This is a genomic window from Flavobacteriales bacterium (assembly GCA_016779935.1).
Lineage (GTDB): Bacteria > Bacteroidota > Bacteroidia > Flavobacteriales > UBA7312.
The window spans coordinates 1-19,575 of the sequence record JADHMQ010000010.1 but is presented as its reverse complement, the minus strand read 5'-3'; the positions used below and the strand labels follow the sequence as shown (position 1 = coordinate 19,575).

Below are 19,575 nucleotides of genomic sequence, written 5' to 3'. Positions count from 1 at the left end.
TGTTTTTATTTTCGTTTTTCAATTTCATCCCTTAGTTTAGAGGCAAGCTCATAATCTTCTTCAAGTATAGCTTTTTCTAAACGTTCTTTGAGTTCAGAATTACTAAAGTTTTCAAAAGTTGAAGAGTCTTCCAGCTTGTTGTGTTCTACAACCTCTTTTTCATCAGTGATGTCTTGTTCCAAAATAATACCTGCTTCATCGAGAATAGCTTCATAAGTAAATATGGGTGCTTTGAAACGAATAGCTATGGCAACAGCATCAGAGGTTCTAGAATCAATTTCAATTTCTTTCCCATTCATATCTATGCAATAGATGATAGAGGAAAAAATTCCACCAGAATTGATGGAGCTGATAACGATTTTTTGAACGACTATATCATAACCTTTGCATATGCTTTTGAATAAATCATGTGTTATAGGGCGCTGACTTTTGAACTCATTGTCCAGGGCAATTGCTATGGCTTTAGCTTCAAAGTTTCCGATAACAATTGGCAGTCTTCGTCTTCCTTGAACTTCGCCAAGTACAAGAGCAAATGCACCGGATTGGGTTTGGCTATTGGATAGTCCAACTATATCTAGTTGAATCAATTTCATTAATTAGACGATTTGAATTGTTTTATTTCTTCAATTAGTCGTGGTACAACTTCAAAAGCATCGCCTACAATTCCGTAATCGGCAGCCTTAAAGAATGGGGCTTCAGGGTCGGTATTAATAGCCACCATAACTTTGGATGAGTTCACTCCAGCAAGGTGCTGAATAGCGCCAGAAATACCGATAGCAATATATAGGTTTGGTGCAATGGCTTTGCCAGTTTGACCAACATGTTCGCTGTGAGGTCGCCATCCGATATCAGAGACGGGCTTAGAACAGGCTGTTCCAGCATTTAGTAAATCAGCAAGTTCCTCAATCATTCCCCAATTGTCTGGTCCTTTCAGTCCTCGTCCTGCAGAAATCACGATTTCAGCTTCTGCTAAGCTAATTTTACCGCTTGCTTTTTCAACTTTAATTGAAGTTACATTGGTGTCATCTACTTGACAATCGACGGTTGTAAACTCACAAGAGTCATTGTTGTTTTCAGTAATGGAGTAAGCATTAGGTGATAAGGCAATAACTGTCTTATCAGTATGGCTTTGTGCCATCTCAAATGCCTTACCTGAAAAGGATTTTTTCTTAACTACTAAAGGACTTGATTCGGTAGGTACTTCAATCGAATTACTTATAAATGAAGCGTCCATTTTTACGGCTATTCTTGGTCCGATGGTTTTTCCAGTATTAGTGTTTGAAAGAATAAGAATTTTAGCACCTTCAGCATCAGCAATTTGTGCTATTGCTGATGAAATGCCTTTATTATCACAAGCATCAAAATTATTAGAAATGCTAAGCACTTTGTCAGCGCCATATTTGGCTAGTACTTTAATGTCATCCGAAATGTTTCCAATGGTAAGGGCAATGCATTTAGCATCCATTTTTTTTGCCACATCATGAGCATATGTTAGTATTTCAAATGTTCCTTTTTTAAATGTGCCGTTCCAACTTTCGGCAAAAACTACTACAGACATATTTATATTACTTTAGCTTCTTGATGAAGTAAGGTTACTAATTCTTTTTCTTGACCAGCCTCTACCATTTTACAGTCTTGCTTTGCGACTGGTTTTTCAAACGATACTGAAGAACTTTTTCCAGAATTGCTGCTGCTTTCAACTACGGCTAGAGGTTTTGTTCTCGCAGTCATAATGCCACGCATATTAGGAATCAGTAAATCCGATTCTTCTACCAATCCTTTTTGCCCTCCAATAACCAATGGAAGAGTCGCACTGATAAATTCTTTGCCGCCTTCAATTTCTCGTTCCATCTTAGCTTCATTGCCATCTATAGTTAGACCGGTACAAGCGTTTACAAATGGCAAGTCTAATAGCTCGGCAATCATAGCCGGTACTGCACCACCATTATAGTCTATGGATTCTCTCCCTAATACAATGAGGTCAAAGTTGTTTTCTGAAATAATTTTGGACAGTTCTTTGGCAACTAAAAAACTATCGGTAGGTACACCATCAATTCTTATGGCTTCATCGGCACCAATTGCAAGTGCTTTTCGTAAGGTTGGCTCGCTTGTGTTTTCGCCAAAATTTACAACAGTGACTTTGCCGCCATGTTGTTCTCTAAGTTTTATAGCTTTAGTTAGTCCAAACTCGTCGTAAGGATTGATAATAAACTGTACTCCCTCAGTTAAAAATGAGGCAGAGTCACTAGTGAATTCAATCTTGGAAGTTGTGTCTGGGACGTTACTAATACATACCAGTATATTCATCGTTAAATTAGTGTTAGTTATGATTTCACAAAAGTAAGATTTTTAAGTAATTATTGAGCACGAATAACACTTTAGTATCAACAAGATTTTAATAGTAGTTTTCTCGCTTTGGTAATTTGTAAAAAATGTTATTTTTGCAGACCCTAAATAGAGTAGGAATACAATGAGAGAAGTACAATTTCGAGAGGCTGTTTGTGAAGCCATGAGTGAGGAAATGCGTCGAGACGCTAACATTTACCTGATGGGTGAAGAGGTAGCGGAGTACAATGGCGCATATAAAGCATCTAAAGGAATGCTTGATGAGTTTGGTGAAAAACGCGTTATTGACACCCCTATTTCAGAACTTGGTTTTGCTGGTATTGGTGTTGGATCGGCCATGAATGGTCTTCGACCAATAATTGAATTTATGACCTTTAACTTTTCATTAGTTGCTATTGACCAAATTATCAGTAATGCTGCTAAGATGAGGCAAATGTCTGGTGGTCAGTTCCCAATTCCTATTGTTTTTAGAGGTCCAACAGCATCTGCCGGTCAGCTTGGAGCTACACACTCACAAGCCTTTGAAAGTTGGTATGCTAATTGTCCTGGTCTAAAGGTTGTAGTACCATCAAACCCATACGACGCAAAAGGATTATTAAAATCCGCTATTAGAGATAATGATCCTGTAATTTTTATGGAGTCAGAGCAGATGTATGGTGATAAAGGTGAAATTCCTGAAGGTGAATACTTATTGCCTCTTGGTGTTGCAGACATCAAACGAAAAGGTACAGATGTAACTATTGTGTCATTTGGGAAGATAATAAAAGAGGCTTACAAAGCTGCTGATGAACTGGCTGAACAAGGAATAGAGGCTGAAGTTATAGATTTAAGAACAGTAAGACCGATTGACTACGATACAATATTAGAATCGGTAAAGAAGACTAATAGATTAGTAGTATTAGAAGAGGCATGGCCGCTTGGATCTATTGCTACTGAAATTTCATACAGAGTGCAAAAGGATGCTTTTGATTACCTTGATGCACCAATAAAACGAGTAACGTGTTTGGATACTCCAATGGCTTATGCACCTACACTAGTTGAAGCCTTTTTACCAAACAAAGACAAGCTCATTGAGGCGGTCAAAGAAGTTACCTACACTAAGAATTAAATTAACCTAAATTAACTAAAATTTCAAAATATGAAAATGATTGTAGATTATCTTCCGTTGTTCGGTGTACTGGCATTAGTCTATGTATTCTGGAAGAATGCTTGGGTTTCTAAGCAAGAGGAAGGAACTGAAAAAATGTCGAGAATTGCTAAGAATATTGCCGATGGTGCAATGTCCTTCTTGAAGGCGGAGTACAAAGTATTATCTGTATTTGTTTTAGCAGTGGCAATACTTCTTTACTTCAAAGGAAGTAGCGAGGATGGCTCAAACGGAATGGTTGCAGTATCATTTATTGTTGGTGCTATCTGTTCTGCACTTGCTGGATTCATTGGAATGCGAGTAGCGACTAAAGCAAACGTAAGAACAACTAATGCTGCAAGAACATCTTTAGGGGCAGCTTTAGAAGTTGCTTTTGCTGGTGGTGCTGTAATGGGACTTGGAGTTGTTGGTTTAGGTGTACTAGGATTAAGTTCTTTATTTATGATCTACAGTGGTCAAGGTTGGGAGTTAGGAGAGGTACTTAATGTTCTTTCTGGATTTTCTCTTGGTGCTTCATCAATTGCATTATTTGCACGTGTTGGTGGTGGTATTTACACTAAAGCTGCTGATGTTGGTGCTGACTTAGTTGGAAAGGTTGAAGCTGGTATTCCAGAAGACCATCCTCTAAATCCTGCTACTATTGCCGATAACGTAGGTGATAACGTAGGTGATGTTGCTGGTATGGGGGCTGACTTATTCGAATCTTATGTCGGTTCTATTATTGGTACAATGGTATTGGGTGCTGTTTATGCAACATTACCAGAATTCCAAGCTCAATTTGATGGCTTGGGAGCTGTGTATTTGCCATTAGCTTTAGCTGCAGTTGGTATTATAATGTCAATTATCGGTACATTCTTCGTTAAAGTAAAAGACGGTGGTTCGCCACATGCAGCACTTAACATTGGTGAATTTGGCTCAGCAGGATTAATGCTAGTTGCTTCTTATTTCATTATTAATGCTATGCTTCCTGAAACATGGATAGAATCTGGCATTCAGTACACTTCAATGGGTGTCTTTTGGGCAACTATTGCAGGTTTAGTTGCTGGATTAGCAGTAGGAAAAGTAACAGAATACTACACTGGAACAGGCACAAAACCAGTTAACTCTATTGTTGAGCAATCAGAAACTGGTTCAGCAACAAATATTATTGCTGGTTTAGGAGTAGGTATGATGTCAACAGCTATTCCGATTATTTTAATTGCTGCGGCAATTTTAGTTTCTCACAAATTTGCAGGTCTTTACGGTATTGCAATTGCAGCAGTAGGTATGTTAGCTAATACTGGTATTCAGTTAGCAGTTGATGCTTACGGTCCTATTTCTGATAACGCTGGTGGTATTGCTGAGATGGCTGAATTAGATCCAGAAGTTAGAGAAAGAACTGACAAATTAGATGCTGTAGGTAACACTACTGCAGCTATTGGTAAAGGTTTTGCTATTGCCTCTGCTGCTCTTACCGCTTTAGCATTATTTGCAGCTTTCATGAAAACCGCAAAAATTACATCTATTGATGTTTCTAAGCCAGAAATTATGGCAGGTTTATTAGTAGGGGGTATGCTACCATTTGTGTTCTCTGCATTATCAATGAATGCTGTAGGCCGCGCAGCTATGGCAATGATTGAAGAGGTAAGAAGACAGTTTAGAGATATTCCAGCACTAAAAGCAGCATTAGAAGTAATGCGTAAGAATAATTCTGATATGTCTAAAGCTTCTGCTGCTGACAAGAAAATATTTGATGCAGCAGATGGTGTTGCAGAATACGACAAATGTGTTGAAATTTCTACAAAAGCATCAATTCGCGAGATGGTTCTTCCTGGTTTATTAGCTATCGTTGTTCCAGTACTTGTTGGATTTTTAGGAAGTGCTGAGATGTTAGGTGGATTACTTGCAGGTGTAACGACTTGTGGTGTCCTTATGGCAATTTTCCAATCTAATGCAGGTGGAGCATGGGATAACGCTAAGAAGATGATTGAAGAGTCAGGGCGTAAAGGAACTGATGCTCACAAAGCTGCAGTTGTTGGTGATACTGTTGGTGATCCATTCAAAGACACTTCAGGTCCATCTCTAAACATTTTATTGAAATTAATGTCTGTTGTAGCTTTAGTAATTGCACCTTCATTAGTGCCAGTTAATGCTACTGAAAGCACCTCTGAAATGCCAGTAAAAACGGAAATGACAACTGAGTATTCTAGAGATTTAACTACTGGTGTTGTAGTCATTAATGTTGATGGTGAAAGATTGAAAGTAAATGTTAATACCTTTTTCAAAAAAGGTGATAAGGGTTTTGAAGTTGGTTTTAAAGTTAAAGATTTAAAACCTTTAAAATCTAAAAATCCTATTTTGTCTTCTAGAGTGCTTTCTTTCAACTCTATAAGTGTAAAAAAACCAGTAAACGGATTATATGTTTCTAGTGGTAATCTTAAATTTGAGTCGGGAAGTATGCCTGTAATCTTTGAATTCACAACTGATGATATGATTAGAGGAGAAATTAATATAAAATAAGTTTAATACATACTTTATTACTAATAAAAAACCCAGCATAAGCTGGGTTTTTTTGTGTCTAGTTTTTTAATGAAAATTAGAACAATCCATTTATCTCGGCATCAATCTTATCGATTATGAAGCCTAAGTCTTCTTTATTCTGTTGAAAATCAAGGTTATCCACTTCAATAATTAAAAGTTTACCATGGGTGTATGAAGATATCCATGCTTCGTACCTTTCATTGAGACGCGATAAGTAATCGATTCTTATAGAGTTCTCATAATCTCTCCCTCTCTTCTGAATTTGTTCTACCAAATTAGGAACTGTTGAACGTAGGTAAATGAGTAAATCTGGGCTAGGAATAAAAGTATTCATTAGATTGAAAAGACTTTTATAATTTTCAAAATCTCTAGTACTCATTAATCCCATTGCATGTAAGTTAGGAGCAAATATAAATGCATCCTCATACATTGTTCGATCTTGTATAACGTCTTTGTCGCCGTTATGTATTTCTTGTACTTGAGCAAATCTACTATTCAAAAAATAAATTTGAAGATTAAAGGACCAGCGTTGCATGTCCTTGTAAAAGTCGTTAAGATATGGGTTGTCATCAACATCTTCGTATTGCGCCTCCCAACTATAATGTTTTGATAAAAGAGTTGTTAAGGTGGTTTTACCAGAGCCGATGTTTCCAGCTATTGCTATGTGCATTTCAATAAAATTTAGCCACTAATTTAATAGGAATTATTCTGATTTCATAGCTTCCATCAAATTAAAAATAGATTCAATGTGATTACGATGGTTTGCAAGTCTTGGCACTTTAAATTGACGCCCTAATTTTCCTTGTGATTTCATCCATTTATAGAAAAAACCTTTCTGTACAAAATGAACAATTGGCATTTCTAGTGCCATATCTTTGTTTCTCTTGGCAGCATAATCTGAATTTAATTCTTTGAGAGCATTATCAAGGTCATGTATAAATTTAGTTGTGCTATTCGGAGGGGAGTTAAATTCGAATACCCATTCGTGAGCTCCCTTTTTGCCATCTGTCATAAATTTTGGTGCTGCACTGTACTCATTGACTTCAGCATTGTTTTTTTGACAGGCTATTTTTATGGCTTGTTCAGCATTTGCCATAATAATTTCTTCACCAAAAGCATTTATAAATTGATTAATTCGTCCACTTATAATAAAGCGGTAGGGCTTTATTGAGGTGAATTGTATCGTATCACCAATAAGGTATCTCCAAAGGCCTGCATTGGTAGAAATCACGACTGCATAATCAACTCCAAGTTTTACATCCCAAATGCCAATAGCTTCTCGTTCGCTTAATTTTTCTGTCGGGATAAATTCATAAAAAATACCATAATCTAACATAAGCAACATGTCATTGGTATTCTTTTGATCTTGAATGCCGAAAAAACCTTCTGAGGCATTGTAGGTTTCTAAGTAGTTGACTCCTTTTGGAATAAGGGTGTTAAACTGATTTTTATAAGGTGTAAATTGTACTCCGCCATGCATATACAGTTCAAGGTTTGGCCAGACTTCACTGATATTTTTTGCCCCTGTTTTTTCTAATATTTTATGAAACAAAACAAGCATCCAAGAAGGAACTCCAGAAATATTAGTAACATCTTCTTGTGATGTAATTAAAGCCATTTGGTCGATTTTTTTTTCAAAATCGTTCATTAGGCGAATTTCTTTATTTGGGGTTTGGTGCACGTTTACCCAAAAGGGTAAGTTTTCTACTATAATTGCAGACAAATCCCCTTCCTTTTTTTGTTCATTCAAGGAGGGTTCATGACTACCGCCCATTATTACACTTTTTCCGTTGAACACTTGTGTTTCTGGGAAGTTGTCGCAGTATATTGTTAGCATATCCTTTCCGCCTTTAAAGTGGCAATCATAGAGAGATTCTTTAGTAACGGGAATGTATTTGCTTTTGTTTCCACTTGTTCCAGATGATTTTGCAAACCATTTACTTTCGCTAGGCCATAAAATATTTTCTTCGCCTTTTCTTAAGCGGTCGATAAATGGACTAAGTTCATTGTAATCTGATATAGGAACTCTTTTTTTGAATTCCTCATAAGATTGTATTTCATTAAACCTATACTGCTTACCCCATTCGGTATTTTTAGCTGTGTTTAATAGAGATTCAAGCCATTCTTGCTGAACTTCATGAGGGTAATTTCTGAACAAATCTATTTGATGAATTCGTTTTCTCATTACCCATGACATTAATGAATTTTTTAAAGAAAAAATCATATCTTGGTTAAAGTATTGATGCATAAAAATAATATTTTGAAATGAAAATAACAGGTGGATTACTAAAAATGAAGGCAGAGCTGAAGGCACCTATACATTACCATTTACCCATTGGTGAGGAATTGATTGATATGAACTTGTTAATTAACAAACGTATTCGCCTAACTTATGAGAATGATATTTTCTGCACTAATTGTGGAGCAAAAACGTATAAGTCATTTAATCAAGGTATGTGCTACCCATGTTTTCAAAGTTCACCTTTAGCTTCAGAATGTATTATTCATCCAGAAAGGTGTCAAGCTCATTTAGGCATTGGAAGGGATATGGAATGGGAAGCCAAATACCATTTAACCCCACAAATAGTGTATTTAGCTTTAACAGCAAATGCTAAAGTAGGTATCACCAGAAAACCTCAAATTCCCACTAGATGGATTGACCAAGGGGCAGTTCAAACAATTATATTAGCTGAAGCGCCTAATAGATACCTAGCGGGAATGATAGAAGTATCTCTTAAAGCTTTTATTGCTGATAAAACCCATTGGCAGAAGATGTTGAAGAACCAGATAAACCCTAATATAAACCTTGTAGAGTTAAAGAAGGAAATGACTCAAAATCTGTCCGCTGATTTAAGAAAGTATGTGGTTGATTCTGAATTACAGGATTTAAGTTACCCCGTTCTTGATTACCCTGAAAAGGTAAAGAGTTTAGGTTTTGATAAACTCCCTGTTATTGAAGGAGTACTTACTGGAATAAAAGGACAATACTTAATGCTTGATTACCTGAATGTTCTTAATATAAGAAAGCATCAGGGCTATGTAGTGAGTTTGGAATATTAAAAGTCTAATTCTTGACCTGCTTTCAAGTTAAACTTTTTACGGATAATACCGATAATTAAATACAGTATTGGGGTGTCAATCATAGCCATAATCACTTTAAATAGAAAGCCATTTAGTAACAAGAGCCAGAATTTGTCCCAGGCAATACTTTCGCTTAAACATAATAGTATCAAAATGGTGGCAGTATCTACCAGTTGAGAAGTGAAAGTAGAGGCATTGTTTCTTAACCACAGATATTTTCCTTTAGTTAGTTTTTTCCAAAAGTGAAAAACACGTATATCTATAAATTGAGCCAGTAAGTATGCTAGCATAGACGCACCAACAGCTACGCCAGTAAGTCCAAAGACACTGCTAAATACTTGGTTGTCAATGGGTGACCATTCTGTTGCTTGAGTGGCATTGGCTACCATAATAATGGCAAGAACAAAAAGGCTTGAAAATAAACCTGCTAAAACCACTTTATTGGCTTTTTTTCTACCATATATTTCCGAAATAATATCGGTTACTAGAAATGTAATGGGGTAAGGTAAAATTCCTACGGAAATCTCAAATGTATATAGTCCGAATGGGGACCAGCTAAAAAACTTTTGAAAAATTAGGTTACAACTTACTAAGGCAGCAATAAAAACGCCGCTAAGTATAAGGAAAAGTGTTTGTGCTTGCTCTCTCACAAAAGCAAATCTAACTAATAAATCTCAAATTGCATAGGCATACGCATTTGTACGTTTTCCATTTGCATTATATTATTTATTTGTTGGTAATACTGATACGATTCACCTATTTCATTTTTCACTAACCTCGTTGTGACTTGACCGCCCAAATCTTCTAAAATTTCTTCAATTGGATTTTTAAGTTTAGGAAGATTTTTGATTCTGTAATTATCTAAACCTGCCATTTCAGCTGCTATATTTATAGCATCTTCTAATCCGCCAAGAACATCTATGAGCCCTAATTCTTTGGCATCCTCTCCAGTCCATACTCTACCCTGACCAATGGAGTCAACAGCTGATTTTGTCATATTTCTTCCTTCAGAAACATTTGTGATGAAAGTGTCATAAATTCTTTCAACTTGATTTTGTATAATACCTCTTTCATTAGTAGTCAAAGCTCTAAATGGTGACCCCAAGTCCGAATATGCATTTGTTTTTACTCTATCAGTGGTAATCCCGAGTTTGTTTTTCATCATTTTCTCAAGGTTAGGCAACATACCAAATACGCCAATTGATCCAGTTATAGTTGTAGGGTTTGCAACTATGGTGTCAGCTTTGCAAGAAATATAATAACCTCCTGATGCAGCAACATCACCCATGGATACAACAACAGGTTTACTTTCTTTTGCTAATTCCATTTCTCTCAAAATAGTTTCAGAGGCTAAAGCACTTCCACCAGGTGAGTTGACTCTTAAGACTATCGCTTTAACTTTTTTATCTTCTCTTGCATCTTTAATTGCTTTTGAAGTAGTAACAGAACCAATATTTAAATTATCTCCCTCTCCACTACTAATTCCACCTTGAGCGTAAATAACAGCAATCTTATCTTTGGAATACTTCTTTTTAGCAGTTTTAACGCTTACATCAGAATATTCTCTTAGAGATATTTTATTGATTTCAGCATCTTTTTCTATCTGTATTTTTTTTCTGATGGTATCGCTTACTTGATCTTCAAACAGTAGAGCATCTGCCAATCCGAAGTTAACAGCGTCAATAGGAGATTGAACTGATAGATTTTCAGCAAGAGTATTTAATTCATCTTCCGAAATATTCTTAGCCCTTGAAATTCCCATCTTCATATTATTCCATATAGAGGAAAGAAAACGATTGACTTGCAATCTATTTTCGTCACTCATTTTGTCAAGAATAAAAGGTTCAATGGCACTTTTAAACTTACCGTGTCTGATTATTTGTGGTTCTACTTCCAATTTTTCTAAAGCACCTTTAAAAAACATCCCTTCATATGAAAGGCCTTTAAATTCTATAGCACCCTCTGGGTGTAAGTAGATTTCATCTGCTACTGATGATAGGTAATAGCTTTTTTGGGAATACACCTCACTATAAGCAATTATAAACTTGTCTGTTGAGTCCTTAAATTCTTGAAGTTTATTTCTGATTTCGTTAGTTGTTGCAGAGCTCGTTTGTGGCATTTCTATATTCAAATAAATACCACTAATTCTATCGTCATACTTAGCCTTTTCAATGGATTTGAGAATTGTATTTAATCCAAATGTATTTTCTTCATCGAGTATTGAATTAAAATCAAAATCAAATTCTGAGCCTCTGTCAACCACTTTATCATTTAGATTAATTTCAAGAATACTTTTATCCTTCACCACAACTTCTTTTTCTGAACTAGAAGATGAAATACCAATAAAAACACATATCAAGACAATAAGAAAAAATGAAATTATAGTAACAAAAACTGATTTGAAAACGCTTTTAATGAATTTTAGCATAGCTGAGAGATTTTGCTTAACAATTGAATTCAAAGTTACATTTTTTTAGAATATTTGTAGGATTTATTCTTTAAGCTTAATTAAATTAGTAGAATGAATTATGTTTATCTGCTTTTAGGTAGTAATTTAGGAGACTCTAAATTGTATATTGATAAAGCTGTAGGTCTTATATTTCGTAATGTAGGAGAAGTAGTTAAAGAATCCTCTTTATATGAGTCTCCTCCATGGGGGTTTAGTCATGAGAATTCATTTTTAAATAAAGTGCTATTAATCAAAACAGATTTTGAAGTGGATAAGGTTTTAGACGAATGTCAACTTATTGAGAAAGAATTAGGGAGAGTGAGGCTAAATTCTATTGAATATTTAGCGCGAGAAATTGATATAGATATTTTGTTTTATAATAATGACATTATAGAATCAAAGAAGTTAAGCGTTCCACATCCTAGAATTTGGGAAAGACGCTTTACGCTTTTGCCACTGTGTGAAATAGCAGAACGTTTTGTTCACCCAGTATTGAAGATGACTATCAGTGATTTATTAAAGGAGTGTACAGATTATTCAAAAGTAGTTAAGGTATGAGTTATCAATTCATAGCTATAGAAGGAAATATTGGGGTTGGGAAAACTACCTTTTCAAATATGCTGTCTGAAAAGTTGGGCTATAAGCTTATTTTAGAAGAGTTTGCTGATAATCCATTTCTTCCTAAATTTTATAAAAACCCTGAAAGGTATGCCTTTTCATTAGAGTTGTTTTTTATGGCTGAACGCTATCGTCAACTTGGTGAGCTTAGAGACCAGAACTTATTTTCAAAAGGCTTGGTTTCAGATTATTTTTTCGTTAAATCAAAGTTGTTCGCAAAGAATAACTTAACCGATGACGAGTTATTATTGTTCAATAGACTTTCTGATATTGCCCTTAACAACTTACCAAAGCCAGATTTAATTTTGTATTTGCACTCTAATGTAAATCGATTGCAACAAAATATCCTTAAAAGAGGCCGAGATTATGAGCAAGATATTACCGATACTTATCTGTTAGATATTCAGAATAAGTATTTTGATTTTTTTAAAAAACAAACAGATTATCCTGTTCTTATTGTAGATGTTTCAGACAAAGATTTTGTTGCTGATAAGTTCACTTTCCATAAGTTAGTGAAGCTTACCGAACAGACTTATGATAAAGGAATACATAGAATTATTATATAAAAAAAGCCCGTTACAACGGACTTTTTAAATTTTAGAAATTCATTAAATTATTTAACTAAGGATTGAAATTCTAAGTTATCTTTTAGTTTTAAGAACTCAACGTCTTTAGCAGCCTCGTCTGATAGTTTTGCGTCAAGACTTATTGCTTGAGTTAAGTTTTGTACAGCTTTACCAAAATCGCCTGAGCGTGTATTTGAAATAGCGTTTAGATAATATCCATCAGCTGTTTTATCGTTTGTAGTAGCATTATTCCCATTTAGGATTTGAGCAAGTGTGGCATTGTAGCCATTACCTTTTAGTTTGCTGCTAGCGGATTTATAATTACCCATTTTGATTGCTAGTATGCCTTTATTTAAATCAGATGCTCCTGATTTGTTATACAATGAATTAGCCCCTTCAAAATCGCCTTCAAAAGCAGCCACTATTCCTTTGTTTTCACTTACTTCCTTTGCGTTAGCGCCTAACTTTTCAGCTTTACCTAAATTCATTTTAGCACTATTGAAGTCTTTTTCAATGATATTCAGGCATAGTAAATTGTTATAGGCTCTATAGTCGTTTGGATATGCTTTTGTAGTTGCCTTATAAATGGTTTTCTTAATTGAATTGTCATTTAACAAAGTAGCAGCAAATAGCATTTCTTTCATGTCTAACTGAGAAGGGTTGGAAATAGCTAAAGATGCAATTTCTTCATCCGTTTTCTTAGGCTCATACACACGAAGAGTTATAGTTGCTTTTCTTAGTTTAGGAAGAACATCATCTTCAATTGCGTCATAAATTTCAGCCATATCCCTTATAGCTTCCTCTCGTTTTTGTGGGTCTTTCTGATTTCTGACAATATTTAAAACCTTGCTTTTGTCTTTTAAGTCCGAAGAGTTTACAAGCTTATTGAAACCGCCCCAGTCTTCACCTTTAGAACTATTGATATAAATATCATCGTTATAAGCTCCGTCAACTTTTAAATCCCTCATTAATCGCTTAGCGTAGGAGAATGTCGATTTAGATCTATTATTAGAAACTTTATCGTTAACATCTAAGCTTCCTTCTGGTGAAGCATAAGAAGAAATTTCAATATTTTTTGTCTTAAATCCTTGTTTAGCGAATTCTTTTAATCGCTTTACTTCATCAGAACTTTTTTGTGAATATCTTACAGTAGAGTTATTTACGGTAAAGTATATAACAGCAGTTTCTTCAAGGATAGTTTCTTTTTCATAAGTGTGGTCAGCAAATTTTGGCTCTTCATTGTCTTTTACTCTTGTAGCAGTAGCCATAACGCCATCTGCAATTTTCAATGAACCTAAGTATTTACTATTGTCATTCATAGTGGCTGTAGCTGTTGCAAATAGATCGTATGCAAACATATCATCGGTATAATTAACGCTACCTTCATAAGTAAACTTACCGCCAGTTACGTAGCCAATAGTTTTGCCGTTAGAGGAAACTTTTTCACCTTGTAGTTTTACAGGCTCAAAAAACACTTTGTTTTCGCTGTCAGCACTCTCTGCTAGCATGGGTCTGAACTCAGCAGAAGCGTTTTTTTGAAAATATTTTTTTGGAATATTGACATCCAATTCAATATTGATTACGCCGCCATGAACTTCAACCTGAGTTGGCGTGACTGAGTATTCTAAAGTGTTGAACTTAGAAACCATTAAATCTAATCCACAAGAACTAAGTAATAATAGAACTGTGAATACTATTGAGGATTTGAAAAAAATTGTCTTTTTCATTATCATGAATTTCATTTAAAGTTAGTTGATAATTGCAAATATATATTTATTAGGTTACAAACGATGTGTGTGCATGGTATAATTTTAAATATACCATTGTTAACAATGTTTTATTAAATAACGTACTTTTGTGGGCAAAATAAATAATTTTAAATCATGAAAAATTTAACAATAGTCTTTTTACTTCTTCTTGGCTCTTTAAGTTCATATGCTCAGACGAGAAGTTCACAATTTAATTCATTTTCTGTCGGTGCTGATTTCTTATCCTCCAATATTTTCTTGGGTGACATTAAACAGCATGATTTTTATCCCTCAAGGGTTGGGAACTTTAATGAGTTTCGATTTTCAGGAGCTGTCAATGTGAAAAAAATGTTTAATAATGTTTATGGCCTTCAAGCAGAGGTTGGTATTGGAAAGTTAGCTGGTATAAGAAGAGCTTTTGGCAGTTGTGATTATTGCACTTCTTCAGATTACAGTGCTAGTTTGGATTCTGAATCAACAAAATTTTTGGCACATTACACAAATTTTGATGGAAGTTTACTGCTTAATTTATCAAATTTTGTTCTGAACACTTCTAAACTCAAACCTTCAAAATTTACAGTCTTGGGTGAATTTGGAGCTGGCCTTATGTCATTCCGTTCAGTGCATAGAAAAATATCAAATAATGAGGTTTTAGGATACAGAGGGTATGAGAGTAGTGATTTAGAAAATAAAGACTTGCAAACAGAGGCATATGTAAAAGCCGCAACACATGTATTGTTTAAAATTAATGATCGTTTTGACTTTGCTGCAAAAATTAAATATTATTTGATTAATTCAGATTATATTGATGTCGCTCAAAACTCAGGAAGAAGAGATCTTTTAGCTTCAAAAGACAAATTTATGTCATTTTCACTAGGGCTGAACTATTCTTTAGGTTCAAAAAAGAAATCCGTGCTTTGGTATAATCCATTAAATGAAGTTTATCACACTCAAAAACGTATTGCTCAAAAAGTCCAAAAGATGTCAAAAGATACGGATGAAGATGGTGTTGCAGATTACTTTGATAAAGATAATGAAACGCCTGAAGGTGTTAGTGTAGACGGTTCAGGGGTACCTATGGATGTAGATAATGATGGTGTTTTCGATTATCAAGATAAAGATCTTTTCACAGCAAGAAATGCTAAGGTAAATTCTGATGGTGTTGAAATAGATACAGATGGTGACGGTGTTCCAGACAGTAGAGATTTAGAAAATTCTGTTAAGGGTGCTATAGTAAATTATCAAGGTATAGAAGTATCTAAAAAGTCATCTGCCAATTCATCATCAACTGTTCTGCCATCAATTTTCTTCAGTACAGCAAGTACTAAAATTCGTAGTGAAGACTTCAAAAGGCTAGCAATAGCTGCAAAAATTATGAATGAAAATGAGGGCGATAAATACTTTGTCGTTGGTCATGCTGACAACAGAGGTACTGTTGACTTCAATTTAGAGTTAGCAAAGGAAAGAGCAGAAAACGCTATTCGATATCTTGTTGATGTCTTTGGTGTAGATGCTGATAGGTTTGAAGTGGTTTCAAAAGGTGAAACAAGTCCATTATTGCTAAAATCTAATTTCAGCGCAGACTCAGAGAACGGTGGCTACAACTTAGAAGACTACATGAATGAAGTGAACAGAAGAGTTGACTTTATTAAGAAATAGGACTATAGCTTTTTAGCTAAGTCCCAAAGAACAATCCCAGCACTGACTGAAACGTTGAAAGAATGTTTTGTTCCGTGCTGGGGTATTTCTATAACTCCATTACTTAAGTCAATACAATCATCACTTACTCCACTTACTTCATTGCCAAAAATTAAGGCAATTTTTTTTGATGTATCAATCTCAAAATTCTGAAGTTTAATAGAGTTGTCCGCTTGTTCAACGCTAAGTATGGAAAAATTATCTTCAGATAGAGATTTAATGCAGTCGATTGTATTTTCGAAGTATTCCCAATCAACAGATTCGGTTGCTCCCAAAGCAGTTTTTCGTATTTCTTTTTTTGGTGGAGTTGGACAAATACCACAGAGCATTACCTTTTCAATCAAAAAGGCATCTGAAGTTCTGAATATTGAACCTACATTATGGGCACTTCTAACGTTATCGAGCACGATAACAATCGGTAATTTTTTTGTACTTTTAAATTCTTCTAAATTTAAACGATTTAACTCCTTATTTTTTAACTTACGCATCTTTTAAAAATCTGTTTGCTAAATTATATAAAATAGACCGTTGGCAGCTAAAAAAAATACAAGTGGTGTGAAGAAGGTTACTCCTTTGATGAAGCAATACAACAGCATTAAGGCAAAATACCCTACTGCTATGCTTTTGTTTAGGGTAGGTGATTTTTACGAGACTTTTGGTGATGACGCGGTCAAAGCGTCTAAAATCTTAGGAATTACACTGACAAAGCGTTCAAACGGTTCCTCGAATGATGCTCTAGCGGGCTTTCCTCATCATGCTTTAGACACCTACCTTCCCAAACTAGTAAGGTCAGGGCAACGTGTAGCCATTTGCGACCAATTAGAAGACCCAAAGGCAACCAAATCGATCGTAAAGCGGGGGGTAACGGAGCTTGTCACTCCAGGTGTGTCTTACAATGATAAAGTCCTTGACCATAAGTCCAATAATTTTTTAGCCTCCATTCATTTTGGGGCAAAAGAAATGGGAATTTCCTTTTTAGATATTTCTACCGGTGAGTTTTTACTAGCACAAGGCAAGGACGAATACGTGGGTAAGCTTATTCAAAGTTTTAACCCTTCGGAAATAGTTATTCAAAAACAGTTTAGCCAAAAATTCAGTCAACTTTTTGGGGATAAATATTACACCAGTACACTAGAAGATTGGGTGTTTACTGATGATTTTACCAAAGAGAAGTTATTGGCACATTTTGGCACCCTTTCTCTTAAAGGCTTCGGCGTTGAGTCCATGACGGCAGGAACTATTGCAGCAGGAGCAGCTTTGCATTACCTTTCAGAAACACATCACAACCACATTAAACACATCGTTAACCTTCAGAGGATTGAAGAGTCTAATCATGTGTGGATGGATAGGTTTACAATTCGAAATTTGGAGTTATTTAACTCGTCAAGTGAGGATGCCATTACTTTAATTGACATCATTGATTTTACCATTACACCAATGGCATCACGATTGTTAAAGCGATGGATGGCTTTTCCTTTGAAGGAAAAAACCCTTATAGAAGATAGACTTTCTGCTGTTGACTACTTTATGACTGCCGAAACGGACGTTTTATCTTCTAATATTAAAGAAATAGGTGATTTAGAACGTTTGATTTCCAAAGTAGCTACTGCACGTATTAATCCAAGAGAAGTTGTGCAGCTTAAGAAGGCGTTGAATGCTATTGAGCCAATAAAAGCATACTGCAAAAAATCCAATAATAAGTCACTTGTACAGTTGTCTGATCATCTAAATTTATGTGAAATTATCAGAGATAGGGTCGCTAAAGAAATTAATGATGACGCACCTATTGCGGTGAGCAAGGGTAAGGTGATTTCAAAGGGTGTAAATTCTGAGCTAGACGATTTGCGTTCTATCGCTGAGCATAGTCACACACATTTGCAGCAAATTCTTGAAAGAGAGACAGAACGTACTGCTATTCCATCCCTTAAAATTGCTTTTAATAATGTATTTGGCTACTACTTAGAAGTAAGAAATACACACAAAGATAAAGTTCCAGAGGAGTGGATAAGAAAGCAAACCTTAGTTAACGCTGAACGTTATGTTACTCAAGAATTAAAGGAATTAGAGACCAAAATATTAGGAGCAGAGGAAAAGATTTTAGCCTTAGAGACTAGTTTATTTAACAACTTAGTATTGAGTCTGATTGATTACATTCCAGAAGTACAGATTAATGCTCAACGCATATCGCAATTAGACTGCTTATTGTCTTTTGCTGAACTATCAAAGCGACATAGGTACACCAAGCCAGAAATTAACGACGGCTACGAATTAAGTATTAAAAATGGTCGACACCCTGTTATTGAGCAGCAACTGGCTGTTGGAGAAGAATATATTGCTAACGATGTGTACTTAAATAGAGATGATCAGCAGATAATTATGATTACTGGACCGAATATGTCAGGTAAATCCGCAATACTTCGTCAGACAGCATTAATCGTTTTATTAGCTCAGATGGGTTGCTTCATACCGGCAGAAAGCGCTAGCATTGGCATTGTCGATAAGGTTTTTACTAGAGTAGGGGCGTCTGATAATATTTCTCAAGGTGAGTCAACTTTTATGGTTGAGATGAACGAGACAGCGAGTATTTTGAATAATATTTCAGATCGCAGCCTAATATTACTGGATGAAATTGGTCGTGGAACAAGCACTTATGATGGTATTTCCATTGCTTGGGCAATTGCTGAGTTCGTACATGAACACTCTACCAAGGCAAAAACCCTATTTGCTACTCATTACCACGAGTTAAACGATATGACGTCTACATTTAAACGCATAAAGAATTTCAATGTGTCGGTTAAGGAAATAGATAATCAAATTTTGTTCTTGAGAAAGTTAGTTGAAGGTGGTAGTGAACATAGCTTCGGAATACATGTAGCAAAAATGGCAGGTATGCCAAAGCAAGTGGTAGATAGGTCAAAGCTAATAATGAAGCGTCTTGAAAAAGCCCATTCGTCAGAAGGAAAGTCCAGAGTAATTGAATCAAGAAATGATAACGATTTACAATTGAGTTTCTTTCAGCTCGATGACCCTATATTAGAGCGTATTCGCGATGAAATAAAAGATTTAGATATTAATTCACTTACACCAGTCGAGGCGCTTATGAAGTTGAATGAGATAAAAAAGGTTATAGGTCAATAAAAAATTTAAAAGGAGGGTTTGTGCAATCTGAAAAATGTATTACATTTGCCCTCCCTACTGCGAGTGTAGCTCAGGGGTAGAGCATCACCTTGCCAAGGTGAGGGTCGTGGGTTCAAATCCCATCACTCGCTCAACATCCTCTTTGAATAAAAGAGGATTTTTATTGTATTACCCCAAGCCCAGGTGGTGGAATTGGTAGACACGTTGGACTTAAAATCCAATGGACAGTAATGTCCGTGCGGGTTCAAGTCCCGCCCTGGGTAC

General features: G+C 35.5%; 16 protein-coding genes and 2 tRNA genes. 9 read left to right on the top strand and 9 right to left on the bottom strand.

The window, feature by feature from the left end; all coding sequences use genetic code 11:
* Positions 1 to 5: 5 nt before the first annotated feature.
* The 3 genes from ISP73_06040 to ISP73_06030 are packed head-to-tail and all read right to left on the bottom strand — an operon-like array spanning position 6 to position 2,307.
* Entirely contained in the window at positions 6 to 593 is a 588-nt protein-coding gene (locus ISP73_06040; protein ID MBL6658144.1) for a bifunctional nuclease family protein, read from the bottom strand.
* Positions 593 to 1,558 (bottom strand): electron transfer flavoprotein subunit alpha/FixB family protein, encoded by a 966-nt coding sequence (locus tag ISP73_06035; GenBank protein ID MBL6658143.1) that lies wholly within the window; start codon positions 1,556 to 1,558, stop codon positions 593 to 595. Before ISP73_06035 ends, ISP73_06040 begins: the two co-directional genes overlap by 1 nt.
* Positions 1,559 to 1,560: 2 nt before the next feature.
* Positions 1,561 to 2,307, bottom strand: coding sequence for an electron transfer flavoprotein subunit beta/FixA family protein (locus tag ISP73_06030; GenBank protein MBL6658142.1), 747 nt, complete (start codon positions 2,305 to 2,307; stop codon positions 1,561 to 1,563).
* 163 nt (positions 2,308 to 2,470) lie between these two features.
* Here ISP73_06030 and ISP73_06025 point away from each other — a divergent pair, with 163 nt between their 5' ends.
* Complete coding sequence (locus ISP73_06025; GenBank protein ID MBL6658141.1) at positions 2,471 to 3,454, top strand: pyruvate dehydrogenase complex E1 component subunit beta; 984 nt, start codon at positions 2,471 to 2,473, stop codon at positions 3,452 to 3,454.
* Between the two features lie 30 nt (positions 3,455 to 3,484).
* The gene (locus ISP73_06020) at positions 3,485 to 5,992 is read left to right on the top strand and encodes a sodium-translocating pyrophosphatase (GenBank protein MBL6658140.1); all 2,508 of its coding nucleotides are present in this window, start codon (positions 3,485 to 3,487) and stop codon (positions 5,990 to 5,992) included.
* A 76-nt stretch (positions 5,993 to 6,068) separates the two neighbouring features.
* Here ISP73_06020 and ISP73_06015 read toward each other — a convergent pair whose 3' ends face one another.
* A complete protein-coding gene (locus ISP73_06015; GenBank protein MBL6658139.1) occupies positions 6,069 to 6,683 on the bottom strand; it encodes a deoxynucleoside kinase in 615 nt (204 codons plus the stop codon).
* 33 nt (positions 6,684 to 6,716) lie between these two features.
* The gene (locus tag ISP73_06010; protein ID MBL6658138.1) at positions 6,717 to 8,237 is read right to left on the bottom strand and encodes a GH3 auxin-responsive promoter family protein; all 1,521 of its coding nucleotides are present in this window, start codon (positions 8,235 to 8,237) and stop codon (positions 6,717 to 6,719) included.
* A gap of 68 nt (positions 8,238 to 8,305) precedes the next feature.
* On the opposite strand from ISP73_06010, the gene ISP73_06005 reads away from it, so the two are divergent.
* Entirely contained in the window at positions 8,306 to 9,073 is a 768-nt protein-coding gene (locus ISP73_06005; GenBank protein MBL6658137.1) for a DUF2797 domain-containing protein, read from the top strand.
* Here ISP73_06005 and ISP73_06000 read toward each other — a convergent pair.
* The gene (locus tag ISP73_06000) at positions 9,070 to 9,744 is read right to left on the bottom strand and encodes a queuosine precursor transporter (GenBank protein MBL6658136.1); all 675 of its coding nucleotides are present in this window, start codon (positions 9,742 to 9,744) and stop codon (positions 9,070 to 9,072) included. The two genes, ISP73_06005 and ISP73_06000, sit on opposite strands and share 4 nt — an antisense overlap.
* Positions 9,745 to 9,758: 14 nt before the next feature.
* On the bottom strand, positions 9,759 to 11,510 hold the full coding sequence (gene sppA, locus ISP73_05995; protein ID MBL6658135.1) for a signal peptide peptidase SppA: 1,752 nt from the start codon (positions 11,508 to 11,510) through the stop codon (positions 9,759 to 9,761).
* A gap of 105 nt (positions 11,511 to 11,615) precedes the next feature.
* Here sppA and folK point away from each other — a divergent pair, with 105 nt between their 5' ends.
* Positions 11,616 to 12,101: a 2-amino-4-hydroxy-6-hydroxymethyldihydropteridine diphosphokinase gene (gene folK, locus ISP73_05990; protein ID MBL6658134.1), complete on the top strand. Its 486-nt coding sequence runs from the start codon at positions 11,616 to 11,618 to the stop codon at positions 12,099 to 12,101.
* Positions 12,098 to 12,727 carry a deoxynucleoside kinase gene (locus ISP73_05985; GenBank protein MBL6658133.1) on the top strand — a complete coding sequence of 210 codons (630 nt, stop codon included), beginning with the start codon at positions 12,098 to 12,100 and terminating at the stop codon, positions 12,725 to 12,727. The genes folK and ISP73_05985 overlap by 4 nt, the downstream gene beginning before the upstream one ends.
* A gap of 47 nt (positions 12,728 to 12,774) precedes the next feature.
* On the opposite strand, the gene ISP73_05980 is transcribed toward ISP73_05985, so the two are convergent.
* Positions 12,775 to 14,454: a hypothetical protein gene (locus ISP73_05980; GenBank protein ID MBL6658132.1), complete on the bottom strand. Its 1,680-nt coding sequence runs from the start codon at positions 14,452 to 14,454 to the stop codon at positions 12,775 to 12,777.
* A 156-nt stretch (positions 14,455 to 14,610) separates the two neighbouring features.
* On the opposite strand from ISP73_05980, the gene ISP73_05975 reads away from it, so the two are divergent.
* A complete protein-coding gene (locus ISP73_05975; GenBank protein MBL6658131.1) occupies positions 14,611 to 16,134 on the top strand; it encodes an OmpA family protein in 1,524 nt (507 codons plus the stop codon).
* 2 nt (positions 16,135 to 16,136) lie between these two features.
* Here the strand turns inward: ISP73_05975 and ISP73_05970 are convergent, their stop codons facing one another.
* Positions 16,137 to 16,661: an RNA methyltransferase gene (locus tag ISP73_05970; protein ID MBL6658130.1), complete on the bottom strand. Its 525-nt coding sequence runs from the start codon at positions 16,659 to 16,661 to the stop codon at positions 16,137 to 16,139.
* An 88-nt stretch (positions 16,662 to 16,749) separates the two neighbouring features.
* On the opposite strand from ISP73_05970, the gene mutS reads away from it, so the two are divergent.
* From mutS to ISP73_05955, 3 genes are all read left to right on the top strand, one after another.
* Positions 16,750 to 19,311 carry a DNA mismatch repair protein MutS gene (gene mutS, locus ISP73_05965; GenBank protein ID MBL6658129.1) on the top strand — a complete coding sequence of 854 codons (2,562 nt, stop codon included), beginning with the start codon at positions 16,750 to 16,752 and terminating at the stop codon, positions 19,309 to 19,311.
* Positions 19,312 to 19,370: 59 nt separating this feature from the next.
* Positions 19,371 to 19,442, top strand: a tRNA-Gly gene (locus ISP73_05960).
* 46 nt (positions 19,443 to 19,488) lie between these two features.
* Positions 19,489 to 19,574: transfer RNA gene (locus ISP73_05955), tRNA-Leu, on the top strand.
* Position 19,575 lies beyond the last annotated feature (1 nt).